The sequence below is a fragment of the Stenotrophomonas sp. SI-NJAU-1 genome (assembly GCF_020883215.1).
In the GTDB taxonomy this organism is placed as follows: Bacteria; Pseudomonadota; Gammaproteobacteria; order Xanthomonadales; family Xanthomonadaceae; genus Stenotrophomonas; species Stenotrophomonas indicatrix.
Window position 1 is genome coordinate 3,651,140 of the sequence record NZ_CP086598.1, and the last position, 22,397, is coordinate 3,673,536.

15 protein-coding genes are annotated in these 22,397 nt (G+C 66.3%); 7 read left to right on the forward strand and 8 right to left on the reverse strand.

Translation table 11 applies throughout. The annotated features are described in order from the left end of the window. Positions 1 to 339: 339 nt before the first annotated feature. Together LMF57_RS16585 and LMF57_RS16590 are read right to left on the reverse strand one after the other, a co-directional pair. Complete coding sequence (locus LMF57_RS16585; RefSeq protein ID WP_025874126.1) at positions 340 to 2,631, reverse strand: NADP-dependent malic enzyme; 2,292 nt, start codon at positions 2,629 to 2,631, stop codon at positions 340 to 342. Between the two features lie 229 nt (positions 2,632 to 2,860). Continuing rightward, positions 2,861 to 4,216 (reverse strand): dicarboxylate/amino acid:cation symporter, encoded by a 1,356-nt coding sequence (locus tag LMF57_RS16590; RefSeq protein ID WP_117311350.1) that lies wholly within the window; start codon positions 4,214 to 4,216, stop codon positions 2,861 to 2,863. A gap of 331 nt (positions 4,217 to 4,547) precedes the next feature. On the opposite strand from LMF57_RS16590, the gene LMF57_RS16595 reads away from it, so the two are divergent. The 3 genes from LMF57_RS16595 to LMF57_RS16605 all read left to right on the forward strand — a co-directional run bounded on the left by LMF57_RS16595 (position 4,548) and on the right by LMF57_RS16605 (position 9,368). Further along, positions 4,548 to 5,717: a porin gene (locus LMF57_RS16595; RefSeq protein WP_208083224.1), complete on the forward strand. Its 1,170-nt coding sequence runs from the start codon at positions 4,548 to 4,550 to the stop codon at positions 5,715 to 5,717. A 68-nt stretch (positions 5,718 to 5,785) separates the two neighbouring features. After that, positions 5,786 to 8,437 (forward strand): PAS-domain containing protein, encoded by a 2,652-nt coding sequence (locus LMF57_RS16600; protein WP_208083223.1) that lies wholly within the window; start codon positions 5,786 to 5,788, stop codon positions 8,435 to 8,437. A gap of 319 nt (positions 8,438 to 8,756) precedes the next feature. After that, positions 8,757 to 9,368 (forward strand): hypothetical protein, encoded by a 612-nt coding sequence (locus tag LMF57_RS16605; RefSeq protein ID WP_162887692.1) that lies wholly within the window; start codon positions 8,757 to 8,759, stop codon positions 9,366 to 9,368. Between the two features lie 59 nt (positions 9,369 to 9,427). Here the strand turns inward: LMF57_RS16605 and LMF57_RS16610 are convergent, their stop codons facing one another. From LMF57_RS16610 to LMF57_RS16625, 4 genes are all read right to left on the reverse strand, one after another. Then, on the reverse strand, positions 9,428 to 10,084 hold the full coding sequence (locus LMF57_RS16610) for a response regulator transcription factor (RefSeq protein ID WP_033831979.1): 657 nt from the start codon (positions 10,082 to 10,084) through the stop codon (positions 9,428 to 9,430). 72 nt (positions 10,085 to 10,156) lie between these two features. Next, on the reverse strand, positions 10,157 to 11,212 hold the full coding sequence (locus LMF57_RS16615; protein ID WP_208083222.1) for an ABC transporter substrate-binding protein: 1,056 nt from the start codon (positions 11,210 to 11,212) through the stop codon (positions 10,157 to 10,159). Further along, on the reverse strand, positions 11,209 to 12,600 hold the full coding sequence (locus LMF57_RS16620; protein ID WP_208083221.1) for a sensor histidine kinase: 1,392 nt from the start codon (positions 12,598 to 12,600) through the stop codon (positions 11,209 to 11,211). The genes LMF57_RS16615 and LMF57_RS16620 overlap by 4 nt, the downstream gene beginning before the upstream one ends. Further along, on the reverse strand, positions 12,593 to 13,282 hold the full coding sequence (locus LMF57_RS16625; RefSeq protein ID WP_025874118.1) for a response regulator transcription factor: 690 nt from the start codon (positions 13,280 to 13,282) through the stop codon (positions 12,593 to 12,595). Before LMF57_RS16625 ends, LMF57_RS16620 begins: the two co-directional genes overlap by 8 nt. A gap of 327 nt (positions 13,283 to 13,609) precedes the next feature. On the opposite strand from LMF57_RS16625, the gene LMF57_RS16630 reads away from it, so the two are divergent. The 4 genes from LMF57_RS16630 (at position 13,610) to LMF57_RS16645 (ending at position 19,381) form a co-directional block, all read left to right on the forward strand. Next, positions 13,610 to 14,746 (forward strand): porin, encoded by a 1,137-nt coding sequence (locus tag LMF57_RS16630; RefSeq protein ID WP_025874117.1) that lies wholly within the window; start codon positions 13,610 to 13,612, stop codon positions 14,744 to 14,746. A gap of 75 nt (positions 14,747 to 14,821) precedes the next feature. Next, complete coding sequence (locus LMF57_RS16635; protein WP_208083232.1) at positions 14,822 to 16,150, forward strand: CitMHS family transporter; 1,329 nt, start codon at positions 14,822 to 14,824, stop codon at positions 16,148 to 16,150. Between the two features lie 25 nt (positions 16,151 to 16,175). Next, positions 16,176 to 16,916 carry an acetoacetyl-CoA reductase gene (gene phbB / locus LMF57_RS16640; protein WP_208083220.1) on the forward strand — a complete coding sequence of 247 codons (741 nt, stop codon included), beginning with the start codon at positions 16,176 to 16,178 and terminating at the stop codon, positions 16,914 to 16,916. Between the two features lie 176 nt (positions 16,917 to 17,092). Then, a complete protein-coding gene (locus LMF57_RS16645) occupies positions 17,093 to 19,381 on the forward strand; it encodes a TonB-dependent receptor (RefSeq protein ID WP_208083219.1) in 2,289 nt (762 codons plus the stop codon). 452 nt (positions 19,382 to 19,833) lie between these two features. On the opposite strand, the gene LMF57_RS16650 is transcribed toward LMF57_RS16645, so the two are convergent. After that, the gene (locus LMF57_RS16650; protein ID WP_117311356.1) at positions 19,834 to 21,087 is read right to left on the reverse strand and encodes a flavohemoglobin expression-modulating QEGLA motif protein; all 1,254 of its coding nucleotides are present in this window, start codon (positions 21,085 to 21,087) and stop codon (positions 19,834 to 19,836) included. 134 nt (positions 21,088 to 21,221) lie between these two features. Beyond that, positions 21,222 to 22,322 (reverse strand): ribosome small subunit-dependent GTPase A, encoded by a 1,101-nt coding sequence (gene rsgA / locus LMF57_RS16655; protein WP_227416527.1) that lies wholly within the window; start codon positions 22,320 to 22,322, stop codon positions 21,222 to 21,224. Positions 22,323 to 22,397: the final 75 nt, after the last annotated feature.

Here is a 22,397-nt window from a genome sequence, read left to right on the forward strand (position 1 = left end):
GCCGGTCCGGTCCCTTCCCACGGCCAGGCCGCGTAGGCGTATTGGGCCGCAGCAAGGTTGCAGGGCGATTACCGGGCGGCTGCAGTTCTCCGGTGGCGCCGGGCCATGCCCGGCGGAACACGGGAAGCGCCGCGCTGCGCGCTCGCCGGCCAGCGGCCGGCACTACCGTTCCCGCACTGCTTCTCCGGTAGCGCCGGGCCGTGCCCGGCGGAATACAAGACGCGCCGCGCTGCGCGCTCGCCGGGCATGGCCCGGCGCTACCCGATCCGGTTTCCGCGTTGCGGAAACAGAAACGCGCCCCGTGGGGCGCGTTTCTGCAGATCGCAGCGGAACGAAGGCTTATGCCTTCTTTTCCGCTTCGATCTGCTTGCGGATCTGCGCATCCACCGCGGCGATCGCGGTCATGTTCAGGATCCGGCGCGAGGTCGCGCTGGTGGTCAGGATGTGCACCGGCTTGTTGACGCCCATCAGGATCGGACCGATCGCCACGCCATCGGTGAACACGCGCACCAGGTTGTAGGCGATGTTGGCCGCTTCCAGGTTCGGCAGCACGAACAGGTTGGCACGGCCCTGCAGGGTCGAGCCCGGCAGCAGCTTCTGGCGCAGGGCTTCATCCCATGCGGTGTCGCCCTGCATTTCGCCGTCCACGTTCAGACGCGGGTTGCGCTTGAGCAGCAGCTCGCGCACCTGGCGCATCTTCAGCGCATCCTTCGAATCGTGGCTGCCGAAGTTGGAGTGCGACAGCAGTGCCACCTTCGGTTCGACGCCGAACAACTTCATGCGGTACGCGGCCTGCAGGGTCGCTTCGCACAGCTGCTCTGCGGTCGGGTCTTCCTGCACGTGGGTATCGACGAAGAAGAACACACCCTGCTGGTTGATCACGCCGGTCATCGCCGAGGTCGAGGTGACCTTCGATTCCAGCGGCAGCACGCTGCGCACATAGCCCAGCTTCTTGTGGAAGCGGCCGACGATGCCGGTCAGCATCGCATCGGCTTCGCCACGGGCCACCATCACCGCAGCGATCAGGGTCGGGCGCGAACGCATCAGGTTCTTGGCGGCGGCCACGGTGACGCCACGACGGCCGGTCAGGCCGTGGTAGTACTGCCAGTATTCGTTGAAGCGCGGGTCGTCATTGATGTTGGTGACTTCAATGTTCTCGCCGATCTTCAGGCGCAGGCCGAGGCGCTCGATGCGCGATTCGATCACTTCCGGGCGGCCGATCAGGATCGGATGTGCCAGGCCGTCGTCGACCACGTTCTGCACCGCCTGCAGCACCACTTCTTCTTCGCCTTCGGCATACACCACGCGCTGCTTGTCGCTGCGCGCGCGATCATAGACCGGCTTCATCATCAGGCTGGTGCGGTAGACGAACTGCGACAGCTTCTGCCGGTAGGCTTCCATGTCGGCGATCGGACGGGCGGCCACGCCCGAATCCATTGCGGCCTGGGCCACGGCGGCCGACAGCTCCACCAGCAGGCGACGGTCGAACGGACGCGGGATCAGGTATTCGCGGCCGAAGCTGGGGGTCTCACCGCCATAGGCCGAACCCATGTCGGTGGCGGCGCGGCGGGCCAGCGCGGCGATCGCGCGTACGCAGGCGATCTTCATTTCCTCGTTGATCGCGGTCGCACCGACGTCCAGCGCACCGCGGAACAGGTACGGGAAGCACAGCACGTTGTTGACCTGGTTCGGGTAGTCCGAACGGCCGGTACCGATGATCGCGTCCGGACGCGCAGCGCGCACCAGTTCCGGCATGATTTCCGGGGTCGGGTTGGCCAGGGCGAAGATCACCGGGTCCGGCGCCATCGTCTTGACCATCTCGGCGGTCAGGATGCCCGGCGCCGACAGGCCCAGGAAGATGTCCGCGCCATCGACGATCTCGGCCAGGGTGCGCTTGTCGGTGTCGCGCGCATAGCGCAGCTTTTCCGGGTCCAGGTCGGTACGGCCGGTGTGGATCACGCCTTCGCGGTCGAAGGCCAGGATGTTCTCCGGCTTCAGGCCCAGCTGCACCAGCATGTTCACGCAGGAAATGCCGGCCGCGCCCATGCCCGTGGTCGCCAGCTTCACTTCTTCGATCTTCTTGCCGGTGATCGCCATGGCGTTCAGCACCGCAGCACCGACGATGATCGCCGTGCCGTGCTGGTCGTCATGGAACACCGGGATCTTCATGCGCTCGCGCAGCTTGCGCTCGACGATGAAGCACTCCGGTGCCTTGATGTCTTCCAGGTTGATGCCGCCAAAGGTCGGCTCCAGCGAGGCGATGATGTCGACCAGCTTGTCCGGGTCGTTCTCGTCCACTTCGATGTCGAACACATCGATGCCGGCGAACTTCTGGAACAGCACGCCCTTGCCTTCCATCACCGGCTTGCCGGCCAGCGCGCCGATGTTGCCCAGGCCCAGCACCGCGGTGCCGTTGGAGATCACCGCCACCAGGTTGCCGCGGGCGGTCAGCTCGCTGGCCTGCTGCGGATCGGCCTTGATCGCTTCACAGGCGTACGCCACGCCCGGCGAATACGCCAGCGACAGGTCGCGCTGGGTCAGCATGGGCTTGGTAGCGGAAACCTTGATCTTGCCGGGCGGAGACATCCGGTGGTAATCGAGGGCGGCCTGTTTGAAATCTTCGTTGGACATCGATGTGGGTTACATGAATGGGCAGAAGGGACAGGGGATCATACCCCCGTTGGAGCGGTCGGACCTGTCGCTATGCTGTCGCACCGATGCTGCGACCGCACAATTCCATGGCGTATGCGACCTTACCAGAGCACAGCTTCGGCGCTGGCGATGACAGCCGTGGGACGCCTTGAAACGCTGCGGGGCCGTGCCACTGTCGTGACCGGCCCCGCAGTACCACACACCCGGATCAGCCCTTGGCGGGCAGCGCCTCGGTCATCGCCAGCGGCACGGCATCGACCGGCGGCGGCAGTTCGCTTTCGCGACCATCCAGCGCCAGCTTCAGGCGGTCGCGGTCCAGCGCACCTTCCCAGCGCGAGACCACCACCGTGGCCACCGCATTGCCGATGAAGTTGGTCAGCGAGCGGCACTCGCTCATGAAGCGGTCCACGCCCAGGATCAGCGCCATGCCGGCCACCGGCACTTCCGGCACCACCGCCAGGGTGGCGGCCAGGGTGATGAAGCCGGCACCGGTGACGCCGGCAGCGCCCTTGGAGCTGAGCATCGCCACCAGCAGCAGCGCGATCTGGTGGCCCAGGGTCAGCTCGGTGTTGGTGGCCTGGGCGATGAACAGCGCGGCCAGGGTCATGTAGATGTTGGTGCCGTCCAGGTTGAACGAGTAACCGGTGGGGACCACCAGGCCGACCACCGACTTGCTGCAGCCGGCACGTTCCATCTTCTCCATCAGCGACGGCAGCGCCGACTCCGACGACGAGGTGCCCAGCACCAGCAGCAGCTCGGCCTTCAGGTAACGGGCCAGCTTGAACACCGAGAAGCCACACAGGCGGCAGACCACGCCCAGGATCACCGCAACGAACAGGAACGCGGTGAGGTAGAACGAGCCGACCAGCCAGGCCAGGTTGACCAGCGAGCCGACGCCGTACTTGCCGATGGTGAAGGCGATGGCACCGAAGGCACCGATCGGCGCAGCCTTCATCAGGATGTGCACCAGCTTGAACACCGGCGCGACCAGCGCTTCCAGGAAGTTCTGGATCGGCTTGCCCTTCTCGCCCACCGAGGCCAGCGCGATGCCGAACAGCACCGCCACGAACAGCACCTGCAGGATGTTGCCGTCGACGAAGGCGCTGATCAGCGTCTTCGGGATGATGTCCATCAGGAAGCCGACCAGTGTCAGGTCGTGCGACTTCTCGACATAGCTGTGCACCGCGGTCTGGTCCAGCTCGGCCGGATTGATGTTCATGCCGGCGCCGGGCTGCACCACGTGCGCCACGATCATGCCGACGATCAGCGCCAGCGTGGAGAAGAACAGGAAATACGCCATCGCCTTGGCGAACACCCGGCCCACCGTGCGCAGGTGGGTCATGCCGGCGATGCCGGTGACGATGGTCAGGAAGATCACCGGGGCGATGATCATCTTCACCAGGTTGATGAAGGCATCGCCGAGCGGCTTCATCTTCGCGCCGAGCAGCGGCTCGTAGTGGCCGAGGACAGCACCCAGGACGATCGCCACGATCACCTGGAAATACAGTTGGCGGTAGAGCGGCAACGGCTTGCTTGGCACCGGCGCAGCGGTCGGGATGTGCATGGCGGACTCCGGAAGGGGCGTTTTCAGGCACGTACGGTCCCGGAACTGCACGGGAACCGTTACCGTGGAAACTGACCGCACGCCCCGTGACTGCAGGCGCAGGGGTGCGACCAATGGACGCCTTTGTACGCGCCGGGCACGCCAGCGCAGATAACCTATTGGTACTAGCCCCCCGGTTCAGGCGGCTGCGCTGCCTACACTGGCGCCGCACCCCTGATCGCGGGGACGCCGGTGGCCCGACCTGAACGGCCGGGCGCGTCATTGCGAAAGTTCCGGCCATCGCGGCCGTTGTTGTCCTGTCCACACGCAATCCGAGAGAGCCGCACCACCCATGCGCCCGATTCCCACCTTGCTGGCCCTTTCCCTGGCCGCCCTCCCCGCCTTCGCATCCGCTGCGGATTTCGACAACTGGCCGACCAAGTACGCCTTCGGCGACGGCACCGAGCTGGCCGCTACCGCCAACATCGCCTACGACTACAACGACTTCTCGTCCGCCAGCGGCATCGAGGATGACGATGCGGTGCGTCGCAAGGAGTTCGGCGCGACCCTGAAAAAGAAGGGCGTGTACGACGCGATGGTCTACTACGATTTCCAGGCCGATACCTGGCTGGACGTGTTCGTGCGCTTGGAGAGCAAGGCGTTCTTCGGCCGCGATGTCGGCCGCTTCCGCTTCGGCTACATGAAGACCCCGGTCGGCCTGGATGCCAACACCTCCTCGCGCGCCGGCAGCTTCCTGGAAACCGCGCTGCCCGTGCAGGCGTTCTACGCAGGCCGCCGCACCGGCGTGGAATGGGTGCTGGAGCGTCCGCAGTACCTGCTGCAGGCCGGCGCCTATGGCGGCAAGGACCTGCAGGGCGACAACCCCGGCACCACCCAGGCAGTGCGTGCGGTGTGGACGCCGGTGAAGGCACCGGGCGATGTGATCCACCTCGGCCTGGCCTATTCGCAGGAAAATCCGCGCGGTTACCACGATGGCCGCGACGTGCACCACGAAGCCAGCGCGCGCCTGCGGGCCCGTCCGGAAGCCGGCCTGACCGATATCCGCCTGGTCGATTCGGGGGCCCTGGTCACCGCCGACCAGATCCGCCGCACCGGCCTGGAAGGCATCTGGATCCGCGGTCCGTTCTCGCTGCAGGCCGAAGCGCTGCAGGCCACCGTCACCCGCAATGATGGCAAGCCCGACTACACCGGCCACGGCCAGTACGCGATGGCCAGCTGGGTGCTGACCGGCGAATCACGCCCGTACAACGCCGGCGCCGTTGCCAACATCAAGCCGGCGCACGACTACGGTGCGGTGGAACTGGTGGCCCGCTACAGCCGCCTGGACCTGGACGACGGCAGCATCCTTGGTGGCCGCCAGCACGACCTGACCCTGGGCGCGAACTGGTACCTGACCAGCCACTTCAAGTTCCAGGCCAACTACGTGAAGGTCGACGCCAGCCGTCGGGGTGCGCGCAGCACCCCGGAGATCTTCGAACTTCGCGCGCAGATGCACTTCTGATCCCTTCCACGCGTCAGATCCCGGCGGGCGTGCATGCCACGCCCGCCGGCCCTGCGTAGACTGCCGCCATGTACTGGCTCAGCCGACACCGCCTGCAGTTGCTGACCGTTCTGGTGATGGTGGCCGGCACCGTGCTGTGCGCGGCCGCCGCAGGCCACTATGCCTGGCGTCGCGCGCTGGGCACCGAAAGCGCGCAGGTGCAGCGCCAGCTGCAGCTGTATGGCCAGGGCCTGCAACAGCGCATCGACCGGTTCGGCACCCTGCCGCAGGTGATGGCGCTGGACCCGGACCTGCTGCACGCACTGCAGGTGCCGCCCTCGCCCGCCGAGCGGCAGCGCCTGAACCTCAAACTGCAGCGCGCCAATCAGGTTACCCGCACCTCGACACTGACCCTGGTCGGCCGCGATGGCGTGGCCGTGGCCGCCAGCAACTGGGACCAGCCGACCAGCAACGTCGGCGAGGATTACAGCTACCGTCCGTACTACCAGCAGGCGCTGGCCCATGGTCGTGGTCGCTTCTACGGCATCGGCATGACCACTGGCGTGCCCGGCTACTTCATGTCCGAGGCCATCCTCGATGCCGACAGCCAGCGCATCGGCGTGATCGTGATCAAGATCGAGCTGTCGGCGCTGGAACAGGAATGGTTGAACAGCCCGGATGTGGTGCTGACCAGCGACAACCACGACGTGGTGTTCCTGGCCAACCGCGATGCCTGGCGCTACCGCCTGCTGCGCCCGCTCGGCACGGAGGAACGCCGCGAGATGCGCGCGGCGCGGCAGTACGCCGACCGCTCGCTGCAGCCGCTGCGCGTGCGCACCGAGGACGTGCTGGCCGATGGCGGCCGCATGGTGCGCCTGCTCGACCCGGCACTGCCGCAGGCGATGCTGTGGCAGACGCTGGCGCTGCCCGACGAAGACTGGAGCCTGCACCTGCTGCACGACGCAAGCGCGGCCATCAGCGCCGGCCGCGGCGCGGCAGTGGCCGGCGCCGCCGCATGGCTGGCGCTGGGTTTCCTGGTGCTGTTCGTGCAGCAACGGCGTCGTCTGTCCAAGCACCGCCAGCGCAGCCGGCGTGAACTGGAAACCCTGCTCAAGCAGCATGCACAGGAACTGCGGACCGCCCAGGACGGCCTGCTGGAAGCCGCGACCGATGCCGACGTTGGCTTGAGCCGCAGCCTCGAACATCTGCCCCAGGGCGTGGTGGTGATCGACAAGGAACAGCGTCTGGTCGCGTGGAATTCACGCTATCTGGAATTGTTCCGCTTCCCGGCGGGGCTGGTGCGGGTGGGCCGCCCGATCGAGGAACTGTTCCGCTTCAACGCACGTCGCGGCCTTTTGGGGCCCGGCCCGATCGACGAGGCCATCGAACGCCGTCTGACCCACCTGCGCAGTGGCCGCCCGCACATGCGCGAGAGCGAGAAGGACGACGGCACGGTGCTGGAGATCCGCGGCAACCCGCTGCCCGACGGCGGCTTCGTCACCAGCTATGCCGACATCACCAGCTACAAGAACGCCGCGCGCGAACTGCGCTCGCTGGCCGATGCGCTGGAACACCGCGTGGCCGAACGCACCCAGGATCTGGACGAAGCCCGCCGCGAAGCCGAGCAGGCCAACCGTTACAAGACCCGCTTCGTCGCCTCGGCCGTGCACGACCTGCTGCAGCCGCTGAACGCCGCGCGCATGTTCGTGTCGGTGCTGCGCGGCAAGCTCACCGACCCCGAACAGCAACAGACCAGCGACCATATCGACGCCGCACTGGCCGCGCAGGACGCCATCCTCAACAGCCTGCTGGATATTTCACGGCTGGAGTCGGGGTCGTTGCAGGTACGGGTGCGCGCATTCGCGCTTTCTCCTTTGCTGGAAACGCTGGCGCGCGAGTTCGGCATCGCCGCACAGAGCCGCGGCCTGCAGCTGGACTGGGTGGACACCCGTGCGGTGATCGTCAGCGACGAAGCACTGCTGCGGCGCATCCTGCAGAACTTCCTGTCCAATGCGCTGCGCTATACGCCACGTGGCCGCGTACTGATCGGCTGCCGGCGTGCAGGCGACCAGCTGCGCATCGAGGTGCATGACCAGGGACCAGGTATTCCGGAAAGCCTGCAGGGCGAGATCTTCGAAGAATTCCGTCGCCTGAACGACGGCGTGGAGCAGGAACGGGGCGCCGGCCTGGGCCTGGCCATCGTTGAACGCATCGGTCGACTGCTTGGCCACCGCATCAGCCTGCGTTCCGCGCTGGGCAAGGGCAGCGTATTCGCGGTGAGCGTGGCACTCGGGCGCGCCGACGAGGTGATTGCGCCGCCGACGGCGCCGGTCGTCGCGACCGAACCGTCCGATGACAGCCCGCTGCGCGAATGTCGGGTCTGGAGCATCGATGATGACCCCCACGTCTGTGCGGCAACCCGTGCTCTGCTGGAACGCTGGGGCTGCCATGTGGAACTTGCCGATGGCCCCCAGGGGGCACTGGAAATCGCCAGTGCGCTGAACGTGCCGCAGCTGTTGCTGCTGGACGTACGCATGGGGCAATGGCACGGACCGGACCTGTATGAAGCGCTGTGCACGCTGTGGAAGGCGCGGCCACCGGTGATCCTGGTGACCGCTGAGCGCGATGATGCGCTGAAAGTGCATGCTGCCGAGAACGGTTGGGGCTTCCTGCTCAAGCCCGTGCGGCCGCCGGCGCTGCGGGCGTTGATGACGCAGCTGCTGTTGCGGCATCGCGGGTAAGCCAGTCACACCTGAGCGAGGGCCGTCGGCCCGCGTCAGAGCGTTCACGCTCTGACGTGAGCGGGTGCTCCGCCACTTGATGGCCAGACATCCTTCGCTTGCCATCCGCTCTTTGAGAGGAGGATGGGAAGCGACGTACCCGTGACGAAGCATGGGCATAGTCCGAACAACAAACGAGCAATCGCCCTACTTACCAACGTTGCTGAAGATCAGACAATTGCGTGCCCGGGCCAACCGGCCAGCCAGACCAGAGGCAACAACCGTGCTCCCTCGTCCCGTGCCCCCTGCATCTACAAGACACTTCGGCCTGATCGCGGCAATGCTTCTCGGCCTGTACTGCAGCGGATGCGTCGATGGCAAATCACAAACAGCAGACCGCAATCAACAGAGATCCACAGAAGAAGGCGGCATCAATTACTTTCATCCGGACCTACCCGAACCAGCGGGCCGGTCCGGCCGAACGTCTTCGAATGAAGCTGTTTCAGCTTCGGCCAGCAATCGTAGAGAACGCACATTCGAGTACCTTCAAGTCGAATCCGGATTCATGGCAAACGGGGGCATCTCGAACCAAGCAGCTGAAACCCTTTTGCGATCCAGCCGCAGCAGCTCTGATGCAATCGACCGTATGACCATCGACGCAGCATCCAGCCCTGATGCCCAGGACCTGACCAGGCACTATCGATCATCTCTCGAGCGCGCAATGGGTCAGGACGGGGTTCTTGATCGCCTGGCGTGCGGCCTGAGCATATGCATTGGTATCGCTCGCGCCCAAAGCAGTGCCGACCACGAAGCATGGGGCCACAGACTGGCGTCAGACCGATCATCTCCCACATACAGCTACACCGAAGTATCTGAGAAGCTCGGCGCGGGATACGAGAACAGATTCATGTTCTCTACCGATCCCGAACTGAATTCGATCAGCGGGAACTGATCAGGAAAGCGGAACAGCATCCACAACGACGCAGTACATGCGCCAACGTCCCGTCTCGGTCAGCCATCCAATCCAACGCGCGCATCGCCTTCCGGCTCCAGTGCCTTCACCAGCACTGCCGCCTGCGTGCGGCTGTGGCATTCGAGCTTCTTCAGGATGGCGGTCACGTGCACCTTCACCGTGTTTTCGGCCAAGCCCAGTTCATAGGCGATCTGCTTGTTGAGCAGCCCGTCGGCCAGGCACAGCAGCACCCGGAACTGCTGCGGCGTCAGCTGCGCCAGGCGGCTGGCCAGCAACGCGTCGGCCTCGGAACGCTCAGCGGCCATCGCCGGGAACCACAGGCCACCATCGAGCACCGCTGCCACCGCTTCACCGATGGTTTCGGCAGGCGCGGACTTGGGAATGAAACCCGCCGCGCCGAACTGCTGCGCGCGGCGGATCACCCGCGGGTGGTCGTTGGAGGACAGGATCACCACCGGAATGTCCGGGTGCGAACCGCGCACGTGCAGTAGCGCGGAGAATCCATGTGCGCCCGGCATGGTCAGGTCCAGCAGCACCAGATCCACATCGGGCTGTGCGTCCAGCGAAGTGGCCAGTGCTTCGGCGCTGGCAACCTCGCGTACCTGCGCCAGCGGCAGACTCTGCCGCAACGACTGCACCACCGCCGAACGCAGCAGCGGATGGTCATCGGCGATCAGGATGGTGTATTCGCTCATGCGGCCATTGTACGGGCAGCGAACTGCCTCCGCCGGGCATGGCCCGGCGCTACCGGAGCACCAGTACGGGCGCTACCGCCCCGCCGGCTCCACGCTGCTGCGCCATGCATCCAGGAACTGGCGGCGCTTGAGCGCATCCAGGTAGACCAGCAGGCCGGGGCCGAGCTGGATCGGGCGACGGCTGCGGCCAGGGGCATCCCCGCCGCCTGCATCGCTGCGCACGATCGGCATCAGCCGCGCTTCCCGCGCGAGCACCTGCTGGCCGCGCGGCGACAGCAGGTAGTCGAGGAAACGCCGCGCTTCCTGCGGGTGCGCGCCGGTACGCGGAATCACCGCCGTACGCAGCACCACCAGCGTGTAGTCTTCCGGCTCGACGATGGCCAGCGGTGCGCCCGCATCGATACGCGCCTGCGCATACGAGCCCAGCACGTTGTAGACCAGCGACAACTGGCCGCTGGCCACCTGGTCCAGCAGCACCCCGGTACGCTCCTCGCGCACCACCGCATTGTCGCCCAGCGCACCGAGCAACGCACCGGCGATGCTGCCGCGCTGGGCGTCCTGGGTCGCCAGCAGGTAGCCCACGCTGCTGCGTTCGATATCGTAGGTGCCAACCTTGCCGCGCAACGGCGCCCCTTCCGCGCGCAGCAGGTCCAGCAGCTGTCGACGCGTGTGCGGCGCTTTCGCCGCCGGCAGACTGCGGGTGTTGTAGACCATCACCACCGGTTCGTAGCTGATGCCGAATGCCTCGCCACGCCATTGCGCCCACGCTGGCAGCGCCTGGGTCTGCAGCGAGCGGTGTGGCAACGCGTGGCCGTCGTTGACCAGCTTGGTCTGCAGGTCCATGCCGCTGGAGATCAGCAGGTCCGGCGACGCAGGCCCGCTGCGGTCGCGCAGGTAACGCGCGTACAGGTCCTGGGTGATGATGTCTTCGTACACCACCTCGCTGCCCGGATGCAGCCGCTGGTAGTCGGCGATGACCTCGGCGAAGACCTCGATATCGGTGGTGCCGTGGATGCGCAGCTGTGCGGTGGCAGCGCCCTGGGCGGGGAAGCGGCGTACATCGCCCGGTGCAGCGAGTGCCGGCACGGCCAGCAACAGGGCAACAACAACGACGAACAGGCGGATCATGTGCTGCTCCGTGGCAGGCGGATGGTGGCGACCAGGCCACCCTGCGGTCGATTGCTGAGATCGATCTGGCCGCCATGGCTGTCGACCACCCGCTTGACGATGGCCAGACCAAGGCCTGCACCGCCGGAGGGTGCGCCTTCGCCGCGCGCGAAACGCTCGAACACGCGTTCGGCATCGGCGGCGGCGATGCCGGTGCCGTGGTCGGCGATGGTCAGCACGGCCTGTCCGCCTTCAGCGGTCAGCGCGATCTGCAAGGGGCCATCACCGCCGTACTTCAGCGCGTTGTCGACCAGATTCTTGATGGCTTCGCGCAGCAGCAGCGCGTCGCCATGCACCTGCACCGGCTCGGCCGTCATCGCCAGCTGCACGCGCGGGGCGGGCCCTGCCTGCGGCAGCGCTTCATGCAGGGCCTGGTGCACGGTCTCGGCCAGGTCCACGGTGGCGAAGCGCTGCAGATGTGACCGATGGATCACACTGGCGTCGCTGAGCAGCTGGTTGAGCAGCCGGCTCATGTGGGTGGCGTTGCGCTCGATCGCCTGCAGGCTGCGCCGCATGTCTTCCGGATCGTCGTCGTCCAGCGCCAGCTGTGCCTGCGCACGCAGCGCGGCCAAGGGCGTGCGCATCTGGTGCGCGGCCTCGGCCATGAACGCGCGCAGGGTTTCATTGCTGCTGGACAGGCGCTCCATGAAGCGGTTCAGCGCAGCCACCATCTGGTCCATCTCGCGTGGCACGCGCGCATCCAGCGGTTTCAGGTCGGACGGCTCACGGCGTGACAGTTCGCGCTCGACCCGCACCAGCGGCCGGAACGCGCGGTGCACGCCGAACGCCACCAGTGCCAGCAGCAATCCCGACAGCACGCCGATGGCCAACAGCGCGCGGGTGACCAGTTCCTGCGCCACCGCTTCACGTGCACGCCGGGTCTGCCCCACCTGCACCTGCACCTCGCCCTGCGCGGAGGCCGCGGCAAAGCTGCGGCCGACCACCACGAAACGCACGATCTCGCCGCTGTAGGGCGCATCGAACAACTGCGGTTGCGTGCCCGGCCGCCGCGGCGGCGCAGGCAGGTCACCGTAGCCGGTGATCAGGTTGCCGCGGCTGTCGGCGATCCGGTAGAACACGCGGTCTTCCGGCGCCATCGCAAGAAGGTCCAGCGCGGCATACGGAAGGTCCACCTGCCACTGGCCATCGACCAATGCCACCGAATCGGCGATCGACAGGGCCGACGACACCAGCAGATGGTCGTAGGAGCGGTTGGCGGCACGCTGGCCGTAGTCGCGTGCAGCGAACAGCAGCGCCACCGCGAACACCGCCAGCAACGCGCCCAGGTACAGCAGCAGGGTGCGCCGCAGCGACCCGGGGGCGGCACTTGCGCTGCGCGCGTCAGCCATCGGCATCGGCCGGGCCGTCGCTGGCTTCAAGCAGATAGCCGACACCACGCACCGTGGTGATGCGCAGCGGCGCGCCTGCCAGCTTTCTGCGCAGGCGACCGATGTACAGCTCGATGGCATTCGGCCCGGCTTCGTCATCGAAGCCGAACAGGCCATTGCCGATCTCATCCTTGCCCACCACCTGGCCCAAGCGCCCGACCAGGATCTCCAGCAACCGATACTCGCGGTTGGGCAGCTCGATCGGCTCGCCATCCAGGGTCACCCGGTGCGCAGCGTTGTCGAACTGGAAGCCGCCGATCTGCACCACTTCGCTGGCCTGCCCGCGTGCACGTCGCAGCAGCACGCGGCAGCGCGCTTCGAATTCACGGAAGTCGAATGGCTTGCCGAGGTAGTCGTCAGCACCAACATCGAGTGCCTGCACACGATCCTCGATGCCATCGCGTGCGGTCAGCATCAGCACCGGTGTGCTGTCACCACGTTCGCGCATGCCGGCCAGCACCCGCAGCCCATCCAGTTTTGGCAGGCCGATATCCAGCACCACCAGATCGAAACTCTGGTAACGCAGCACGCTGGCGGCGGCCAGGCCGTCGGCCTGCCAGTCCACCGCGTGACCACTGCGGCGCATGCGACGGATGATCGCATCGGCCAGGTCCGGGTTGTCTTCGACCAGCAGCAGGCGCATGGGCACGACAGTGGGAGGGGAAACGAATGCTACCGCATGGCGCCGCTGCGCTCGCCGGGCATGGCCGGGCGCCACCGATGCTGACCTGTTCCGCCGGTCATGGCCCGGCGCCACCGGGGGCATCGTCGCCGGGTAGCGCCGGGCCATGCCCGGCGAGCGCAGCGGAGACCATTTACGCTGCACCGCACAAACCGCTGACAGGACGATGACAGCTTGCGCGACACAGACTGCGGCCGTGCACCGTCCGGTGCCCACGATTGCCGCGCGCCTGGCGCGCACCTGGGAGGGTTTGTGGAATTGAGCATTGCCTGGCGGCGTCCTGCCGCCATGATGGCCCTGGCTGCGCTGGCCGCGCCGGCCTTCGCCGAAGACGAGCGTCCAGTGACCGCCACGGTGGGCGGCCGCCTGCACCTGGACTTCGCCACCTTCGACAACGACAACCGGGGTACGCCGAACAAGGACGACACCGAGATCCGCCGCGCCTGGGTTGACGTGTCCGGCAAGTTCTTCGTGGTCGACTACAAGCTGGAAGCTGATTTCTCCGGCGACCGGGTCGAGGCCAAGGACGTCTACCTGAGCCGCAGCTTCGGCGATGCCGGCCGCCTCACCGTGGGCCAGTTCAAGCAGTATTTCTCGCTGGACGACCGCACCGGTTCCAACTACGGCAGCTTCCTGGAGCGCGGCAACGCCGGCACCACGCTGGCGCCGCTGTACCGGCTGGGTGCCTCCTGGCAGGCCAATCCGGGCGATTTCACCTGGGCGGCCAGCGTGTACAGCCTGGAGAGCATCGACGCCTGGCAGGTCAAGGGCCGCGCTGCGGGTGGACGCGTCACCTGGGCGCCGTCACCCAGCGAGGGCGACGTGCTGCACCTGGGCCTGTCGCTGGCCCGCGAGGCCTATGACAACCCGGGCGGCAACGGCACGCCGGGCCTGAAGATCCGTCCGCGTCCGGCCGGCCATCTGTCCGACGAGAGCCGCCTGACCCTGGTCGACTTCTCCGCCGGCCGCGATACCGACGTCAACAAGTGGTCGCTGGAATATGCGCAGGTGCGCGGCCCGCTGTCATGGCAGGGCGAGTTCAGCGGTGCCACCTTCGATGATGGCGCCCAGCGCGGCGACGTGATGGCCGCCTACGGCATGCTCAGCTGGTTCGTTACCGGCGAAAGCCGCGCCTACGACCGCAAGACCGGTCGCTTCGCCCGGGTCAAGAACATCCGCCACAAGGCCGGTGCCTTCGAAGTGGCCCTGCGCTATGACCAGATGTGGGGCGCGCAGCACCTCGATGGTGCGCCGGACCTGCGTCGTGGCAGCACCGAAGGCTGGACGCTGGGCGGCAACTGGTACCTGCGCGACAACCTGCGCTTCATGCTCAACGTGATCGAAAGCCGCAATCGCGACCGCCTCGCCGGCACCACGGTGGATCGCACGCGCGCGGTCACCGGGCGCCTGCAGTTCGACTTCTGACGCGTTTTCCCCGGGCACGCACGCTCGGGCCCCTTCCACGTCCCACGTCCTGTTTCCTCTAGGAGTCCGCAGATGATGCTGAGCATCCTCGGCTTTGGCATGGTCATTACGTTCATGTACTTGATCATGAGCAAACGACTGTCGCCGCTCGTTGCCCTGATCACCATTCCCATCATCTTCGCCCTGATCGGTGGCTTCGCCGCCGGCATCGACGAGATGATGCTGGAAGGCATCAAGAAGATCGCGCCGACCGGCGTGATGTTGATGTTCGCCATCCTCTACTTCGGCGTGATGATCGATGCAGGCCTGTTCGATCCGCTGGTGCGGATCATCCTGCGCTTCGTCAAGGGCGACCCGATGAAGATCGTGCTTGGCACCGCCGTGCTGGCGATGCTGATCTCGCTCGACGGCGATGGCTCGACCACCTACATGATCACCGTCTCGGCGATGCTGCCGCTGTACCAGCGGCTGGGCATGAACGCGCTGAACATGACCTGCGTGACCATTCTCGCCGGTGGCGTGATGAACCTGACCCCGTGGGGCGGCCCGACCGCACGCGCGGCCACCGCTCTGCACGTGGATCCTGCCGATGTGTTCGTGCCACTGATTCCCTCGATGGTGATCGCCTGCGCTGGCGTGCTGCTGCTGGCCTGGTACCTGGGCCTGAAGGAGCGTCGTCGCCTGGGCGTGGTGACCCTGCCCAAGGGCGGCAGCTGGATGGACAACAGCGTGTCCGATGACGGCAACACGCTGCCGACCGTGGAAAACGCCGAAGACACCAAGCGCCCCAAGCTGCTGTGGGTGAACCTGGTGCTGACCCTGGCCTTGATGAGCGCCCTCATCATCGGTGTGCTGCCGATGCCGGTGCTGTTCATGATCGGCTTCGCCATCGCGCTGGTGATCAACTACCCGAACCTGGCCGAACAGCGCCGCCGCGTGGTCAGCCACGCCGGCAGCGTGCTGTCGGTGGTGGCGCTGATCTTCGCCGCGGGCATCTTCACCGGCATCCTCAACAACACCGGCATGGTCGAGGCGATGTCGCACAGCTTCCTGGCGATCATCCCCGACAGCTGGGGCCCGTACCTGGCGGTGATCACCGCCGTGGCCTCGATGCCGTTCACCTTCTTCATGTCAAACGACGCGTTCTACTTCGGCGTGCTGCCGATCCTGTCCGAGGCGGCCGGCAACTACGGCATCACCCCGGTGGAAATGGCCCGCGCGTCGCTGGCCGGGCAGCCGGTGCACCTGCTCAGCCCGCTGGTGCCTTCCACCTATCTGCTGGTGGGGCTGGCCAAGGTTGAGTTCGCCGACCACCAGAAATTCACCCTGAAGTGGGCGATCGCCATTTCGCTGCTGCTGATGACCGGCGGCCTGTTGTTCGGGCTCTATCCCTTCACGGCCTGATTTCCTTACCAAGGAGCGTTCTGCAATGACTCTTCGCATCGCCTACGTCACCAGCGGGATGGGCAGTGTCGGCACTGCCATCTGCCAGAGCCTGGCCCGTTCCGGCCATACCGTGGTTGCCGGCTGCGCACCCAACTCGCCGCGCAAGGCCAACTGGCTGCGCGAGCAGCGCGAACAGGGCTTTGATTTCATCGCCTCCGAAGGCAACGCCACCGATTGGGCGTCGACCACGGCGGCCTTCGCCAAGGTCCGCACCGAAGTGGGCGAGGTGGACGTGCTGGTCAACAACTCCGGCGGCAGCCGCGACCTGCTGTTCCGGCAGATGACGGTGGAGGACTGGAATGCAGTGATCGCCTCCAACCTCAATTCGCTGTTCAACCTGACCAAGCAGGTGGTCGATGGCATGGCCACGCGCGGCTGGGGCCGCATCATCAACATCGGTTCGGTCAGCGCCCACAAGGGCCAGATCGGCCAGGTTAACTACGCCACGGCAAAAGCCGCGATGCACGGTTTCAGCCGTGCGCTGGCCGCTGAAGTCGCCTCGCGCGGGGTCACCGTCAACACGCTGTCGCCAGGCTACATCGCCAGCCAGGCGATCAGCAGCTTCCCACCGGACGTGCTGGATCGACTGGCCGCGTCGGTACCGGTGCGGCGCCTGGGTCGCCCGGATGAAGTGGCCGGCCTGTGTGCCTGGCTGGCTTCGGATGAAGCCTCCTACGTGACCGGTGCCGACTATCCGGTCAACGGTGGCCTGTACATGGGCTAGTAGTCTCCACGCAGGGCGTGGGTCTGCTTCCCTCCCCCGGCAGATTCACGCCCTGCGCGGCTTCCCCCACGACGCCGTTCGTTGGTTTTCCGTAAACAAGGTTTCATGTTCCGTTCGCATAGTGGCCGTGCACCACGCCCCCGGGCCGGTGACCATCCCCCATGCAACGGACCATCATGCAGACCCGATACCTGACGATCGCCGTGGCGATCGCGCTTTCCGCCGCCAGCGCCCACGCCGCTGAAGCCACCGACGCCACCGCCGATACCGCGCTGAGCGCGCAGACGCTGGATACCGTCTCGGTCATCGGCCAGGGCGAGACCCGCCAGGTGCAGCGCATCACCACCGTCGACAAGCAGGTGCTGCCGCCGGGTACCAGCGGCCAGAAGATCCTCGACCGCCTGCCCGGCGTGTCGGTGCAGTCCAACGATGCATTCGGTGCCAACGAGGAATCGCAGACCATCAGCCTGCGTGGCTTCGACAAGAGCCGCCTGGGTTACACGCTGGACGGCATCCCGCTGGGCGACAACAGCTACGGCAACTACAACGGCCTGAGCATCGCCCGTGCACTGATCGCCGAGAACCTGGCCGGCGCCGAGCTGTCGCAGGGCATCGGCTCGCTGGGCGTGGCCTCGACCAGCAACCTTGGCGGCACCATCCAGTACTTCTCGATGGACCCGTCCACCGAATTCGGCGGCCGCGCCAGCATCACCGTCGGCGATGACAACCAGCGCCGCGGCTACCTGCGGGTGGACACCGGCGACATCAACGGCTTCTCGGCCTACGTGTCCGGCGTGCACCAGGACCAGGACATGTGGGCCGCGCCGTACCAGAACCAGACCACCCGCCAGTTCAATGCCAAGGCGGTATGGAACGTGGGCGACAACCGCTTCGGTGCCTTTGTCGCCACCTCGCGCGCCAGCCAGGCCAACTATGCCTACCTGTCCAAGGACATGCTGGCGCGCGGCCTGGGTTATGACTGGAACATCTATGCACCGGACTGGGATCGCGCCGTCGCGGCTGCATACTGCGCACCGGGCACCTACAACAAGGCACGCTGTGCATTCAGCGGCGGCGTCAACAGCATCGACGATGCCTACTACCAGAGCCGTGCGCTGCGCGATGACAACCTGTACTCGATCGACGCCGACATCCGCCTGGGTGAACAGGGCCGCCTGAAACTACTGGGCTACCACCACGAAAACCGTGGCCAGGGCCACTGGTGGGCACCGGGCCAGCCGTCCTACCCGGGCACCGCCAGGATGCTGCCGATCTCGATCCGCAGCACCAACTACACCATCAACCGCGATGGCGTGACCGCTGCGCTGTCGTGGACGCTGGGCATCCACGAACTGGAAGCCGGCGTGTGGTACGAACAGAACGACCATAACGTCTCACGCAACTTCTACTACATCAGCGGCCCGTTCCTGGACGACCTGTACCTGCAGAATCCGGACCGTCGCCTGTTCAACCAGGACTTCGACATCCGCACCCGCCAGTTCTATGTGCAGGACCGCATGCGCTTCCTCGACCAGCGCCTGACCGTGGACGTGGGCATCAAGAGCCCCAACACGCGCATGACTGCCAAGGCCCAGCCAGGTGTGGAAACCAGCATCGCCTCGGGCACGCTGACCGCCAAGGAATCAGTGCTGCCGCAGCTGGGCGTGGGCTTCAAGCTCAACGCCAACAATGAAGTGTTCGCCTCGTACGCCGAGAACATCGCCGCCTTCGTCGGCGGCGGCAGCGGTGGTCCGCTGCAGGTGTCGCCGGAATCGTTCGCGGCCAGCGCCGGCCTGGAGCCGGAGAAGTCCAAGAGCCTGGAAGCTGGTTTCCGTACCTTCGGCGAGAAATACCAGGCATCGATCGCGGCCTACAACGTGAAGTTCGACAACCGTCTGCTGTCGTTGAACCCGTGCTCGAGCATCGAGGTAGGCACGCGTCCGGAGTGCGTGACGCGCTTCATCAACGTCGGTTCGGTGAAGAGCCATGGCGCAGAGCTGACCTTCATCCTCAAGCCGGTCGATGGCCTGCAGTGGTACAACGCGCTGTCCTGGAACAAGACCACTTACGAGGATGACTACACCTCGGGCGGTGCGATCGTACCGGTGGCCGGCAAGATCACCGTGGATACGCCGCAGCGCATGGCGTCCAGCGAGATCAGCTGGAACCGCGATGGCTTCTTCGCCAGCCTGCGCGCCAAGTACACCGGCAAGCGTTATTACACCTACACCAACGACCAGTCGGTGCCGGGCGTGACCACCTTCGATGCCGGCGCCGGCTACGACTTCGGCCCGGGCATGGGCCTGCGCAACGTGCGGGTGTCGTTGAACGCGACCAACCTGACCAACAAGCGCTATGCCGGCCAGCTGAGTTCGTTCGCACCGACCGATCCGAAGGGCACGCGGTATGCAATCCATGCGAGTGCGCCGCGGCAGATCTTCATGACGGTGGCGGCGGAGTTCTAAGTCGAAAGCGGGCGCTGCGGCGCGTTGATTGTTCCTGCATGGCGTGGGTAGGCAGGCCCATGCAGGACACGCCGTAAACCCATCCATGGGGGCTCGATGGCGCCATCCATGGCGCCAACGGTCCTGCATGGGCCTGCCTACCCGCGCTGGACAGTTCCCCGCGCCGGCGCGGAGGCAATGGATAGCAAGAGCAAAAGCAAAAGCAAAAGCAAAGAGCCGGGCAGTGCCCGGCTCTTTGCTTTCCAAGCGCAATCCCTTCGGCGCGGTGATGTGCTGCCGCCCGCGCGGGAAACTGTCTGGCGGCGGTGGGGCACCCTGGCCAGGACCGTGAGGCGCATGGATGCGCCGATCGAGCCCCCATGGATGGGTTTACGGCGTGTCCTGGCCAGGGTGCCCCACCGCCGCCAACCGATATCAATCGAGGCGCCAGCGCATCATCCCGCCAACGCATTTCATTCCGGCGCCAGCTGGTCCATCCGGATGCGGTTGGCGAACAGCGAGAACGCCAGCATGCCGGCCAGGCCATTGGCCCGGCTCATCCAGTGCGGCAGCCAGCGCGGTGGCTTCAGCACACCCGATTCGAACAGCGGGGCGAACGCAATCGCATCGGTCAGGCTCATCTTGCCGGCGAACAACCAGCGGCAGACCTGCAGGCGATCCTCGGCCAGCATATGGCGGAAGAAGGTATGCACCGACACCAGACCGCGCAGGTACACCGTGTCCTTGGTGAAGGCCAGGCCGCCACTCGGCGGCACACCGCGGAACACCCGCTGCGCCGAGGCGAAGCTCTCTTCCGGGTTCTGCCCGGCATCGCAGAAGTAGCGGAACACCTCGATGAAGTCCGCACCTTCGCGCGCCATCGCGATCGCCTCGGTACGCAGGCTGATGCGCTTCAGGCGCTCGATGTCGATGCTGCCGGTGATCTGCTCGGCAAACGTCGCCAGTCCTTCCTGGGTGGCCGTCACCCGTGGCGAGGACAGCGCCAGGCTCGGCAGCACCGGCTGCGCGCGACCGTTCAACGCCGTCAACGAATGCACCAGCGCTTCGTGGTGGAACAGCTGCGCGCGGTCGTAGGCGCTGAAACGCGCGCTGGTGCGCAGGCGGATGCGGGTCGGTCCGGCAGCCGCCTTCGAGACCAGCTCCGGGTCCAGCTGCACCTGGATGATGCGTGATTCAAAGAACGCATCGAGATCATTCTGCAGCTGCAGCTGCAGGGCGATCGCCGAGATCGGCACCTGCTCTTCCGGTGCCAGCAGCTCGTGATCCAGTTCGGCAGCAATCTGGATGAAGTGGCGCGCCGCATCGCGCGTGCTCGGTCCATTGCCCGGCAAAGGCTGTTCGGGTGAACCGAACAACTGCATCGAACAGGCATCGACGGCTGCGGTGCCGAGGCCTTCCAGCAGCTGCGCCGCCAGATCCCAGCTCTGCGCGGACTGCCGCACGTAATGGCCCAGCGGATGGCTGTCGTCACACTCGGCAGCGAGCGCGGCCAGCGCGCGACGCTCGTCGCTGAAGTCCAGCTTCGGGTAGTCGACCACCGGCAGCGTCGGCTGGCCACGGGCCACGCTGTCCAGAAAGGGTGCCTGCAGTGTCGCCGGCCAGCTGGTCAGGCCCAGCAGGCGGATGCCTCCTACGGCCTCGACCAGGCGCGCATCGAGCGCTGCATGGTGGGCCACGTCACGGTCCAGCGTCGCGGTCGGTTCCATGGGCGGACTATAACGCCCTGCCCGCGCGTTGGTAGGTGCCAACCCTGGTTGGCATCCGTCGACGGCGGGCTTTGGACACCTCCGTGCCAACCAAGGTTGGCACCTACCGGAAGCGGGTTTCCGGCACCGCGGGGTCAACGCCGGCGCGGTTTGCCCGCCGGGCGGAACTGCTGGCTCTTGCCCTTCCTGCCACCGCGTTCCTGCGCGGTCTCGGCCTGGCGCACGGCCAGCTTGGCGGCGGCGGCGGCCACTTCTTCCTTCAACTTGAAGTAGTTCAGCAGCCGGCTCTCTTCGATCTCGCCGGCATCGATCGCCGCACGCACGGCACAGCCGGGTTCCTGCTGGTGCATGCAGTCGCGGAAGCGGCACTGCGCGGCCAGCGCTTCGATGTCGGCGAAACCGCCTTCGGCCAGCGTTTCTTCGCCGGTCGGCTTCAGTTCGCGCATGCCCGGCGTATCGATCAGGCAGGCGCCCATCGGCAACGGCATCAGTGCGCGGTGGGTGGTGGTATGGCGGCCGCGCGAATCGTTGGCGCGCACCGTATTGGTCTTCATCCGCTGTTCGCCCAGCAGCGTGTTGGTCAGCGTCGACTTGCCCGCACCGGAAGAACCCACCAGCACCACCGTGCGGCCCGGGCCCAGCCACGGCTCCAGCACTGCAACACTGTCGGCATCCAGGCCATTGATCGCGTGCAGGGCGATGCCCTGCATCTCCAGTTCTTCCAGCACCGCCAGCGCATCTTCGCTGTACTCGGTCTGGTCGGCCTTGGTCAGCACCACCACCGGTTCGGCACCGCCACCGCCCACCAGCAGCAGGTAGCGTTCAATACGGCGCGGATTGAAGTCCGCATCCAGGCCACAGACGATGAAGACGGTATCGATGTTGGCGGCGATCACCTGCTGGTGGTAATGCTCACCGGCAGCGCCACGCTTGATGGCGGTGCGTCGCGGCAACAGGGCAACGATGCGGATGCCATCCAGCAGCACCCAGTCGCCCACCGCCGGCCGTTCGTGGCTGGGGAAGCGCGGACGCTGCCACTCCGGCAGCGATTCGGCCTTGATCGATGCCTCCGGGCCATCAGCCACCACATAGTGGGTGCGATGCTGCTCGATCACCCGCGCCGGGTGGGCCTGCGGGTGTGCGGCCATCACAGCCTGCCAGTCGGCCTGCTGCGGCGGGCCCGGCCAGGGCCAGCCAATGGTCTGCAGAGCGGTGAAATCGGGGGTCTGGGTCATCGCCGCCATTCTACCCGTGTGGTGCCGCCCAGCCCAATGTTGGCGGGCCCTGCGGCCCTTGCCATGCGCTGCAGC

Bases quoted from the DNA above. Each gene is read 5' to 3' on its own strand.
- LMF57_RS16585 (WP_025874126.1), bottom strand. From the start codon at position 2,631: ATGTCCAACGAAGATTTCAAACAGGCCGCCCTCGATTACCACCGGATG.
- LMF57_RS16590 (WP_117311350.1), bottom strand. From the start codon at position 4,216: ATGCACATCCCGACCGCTGCGCCGGTGCCAAGCAAGCCGTTGCCGCTC.
- LMF57_RS16595 (WP_208083224.1), top strand. From the start codon at position 4,548: ATGCGCCCGATTCCCACCTTGCTGGCCCTTTCCCTGGCCGCCCTCCCC.
- LMF57_RS16600 (WP_208083223.1), top strand. From the start codon at position 5,786: ATGTACTGGCTCAGCCGACACCGCCTGCAGTTGCTGACCGTTCTGGTG.
- LMF57_RS16605 (WP_162887692.1), top strand. From the start codon at position 8,757: ATGCTTCTCGGCCTGTACTGCAGCGGATGCGTCGATGGCAAATCACAA.
- LMF57_RS16610 (WP_033831979.1), bottom strand. From the start codon at position 10,084: ATGAGCGAATACACCATCCTGATCGCCGATGACCATCCGCTGCTGCGT.
- LMF57_RS16615 (WP_208083222.1), bottom strand. From the start codon at position 11,212: ATGATCCGCCTGTTCGTCGTTGTTGTTGCCCTGTTGCTGGCCGTGCCG.
- LMF57_RS16620 (WP_208083221.1), bottom strand. From the start codon at position 12,600: ATGGCTGACGCGCGCAGCGCAAGTGCCGCCCCCGGGTCGCTGCGGCGC.
- LMF57_RS16625 (WP_025874118.1), bottom strand. From the start codon at position 13,282: ATGCGCCTGCTGCTGGTCGAAGACAACCCGGACCTGGCCGATGCGATC.
- LMF57_RS16630 (WP_025874117.1), top strand. From the start codon at position 13,610: ATGATGGCCCTGGCTGCGCTGGCCGCGCCGGCCTTCGCCGAAGACGAG.
- LMF57_RS16635 (WP_208083232.1), top strand. From the start codon at position 14,822: ATGCTGAGCATCCTCGGCTTTGGCATGGTCATTACGTTCATGTACTTG.
- phbB (WP_208083220.1), top strand. From the start codon at position 16,176: ATGACTCTTCGCATCGCCTACGTCACCAGCGGGATGGGCAGTGTCGGC.
- LMF57_RS16645 (WP_208083219.1), top strand. From the start codon at position 17,093: ATGCAGACCCGATACCTGACGATCGCCGTGGCGATCGCGCTTTCCGCC.
- LMF57_RS16650 (WP_117311356.1), bottom strand. From the start codon at position 21,087: ATGGAACCGACCGCGACGCTGGACCGTGACGTGGCCCACCATGCAGCG.
- rsgA (WP_227416527.1), bottom strand. From the start codon at position 22,322: ATGACCCAGACCCCCGATTTCACCGCTCTGCAGACCATTGGCTGGCCC.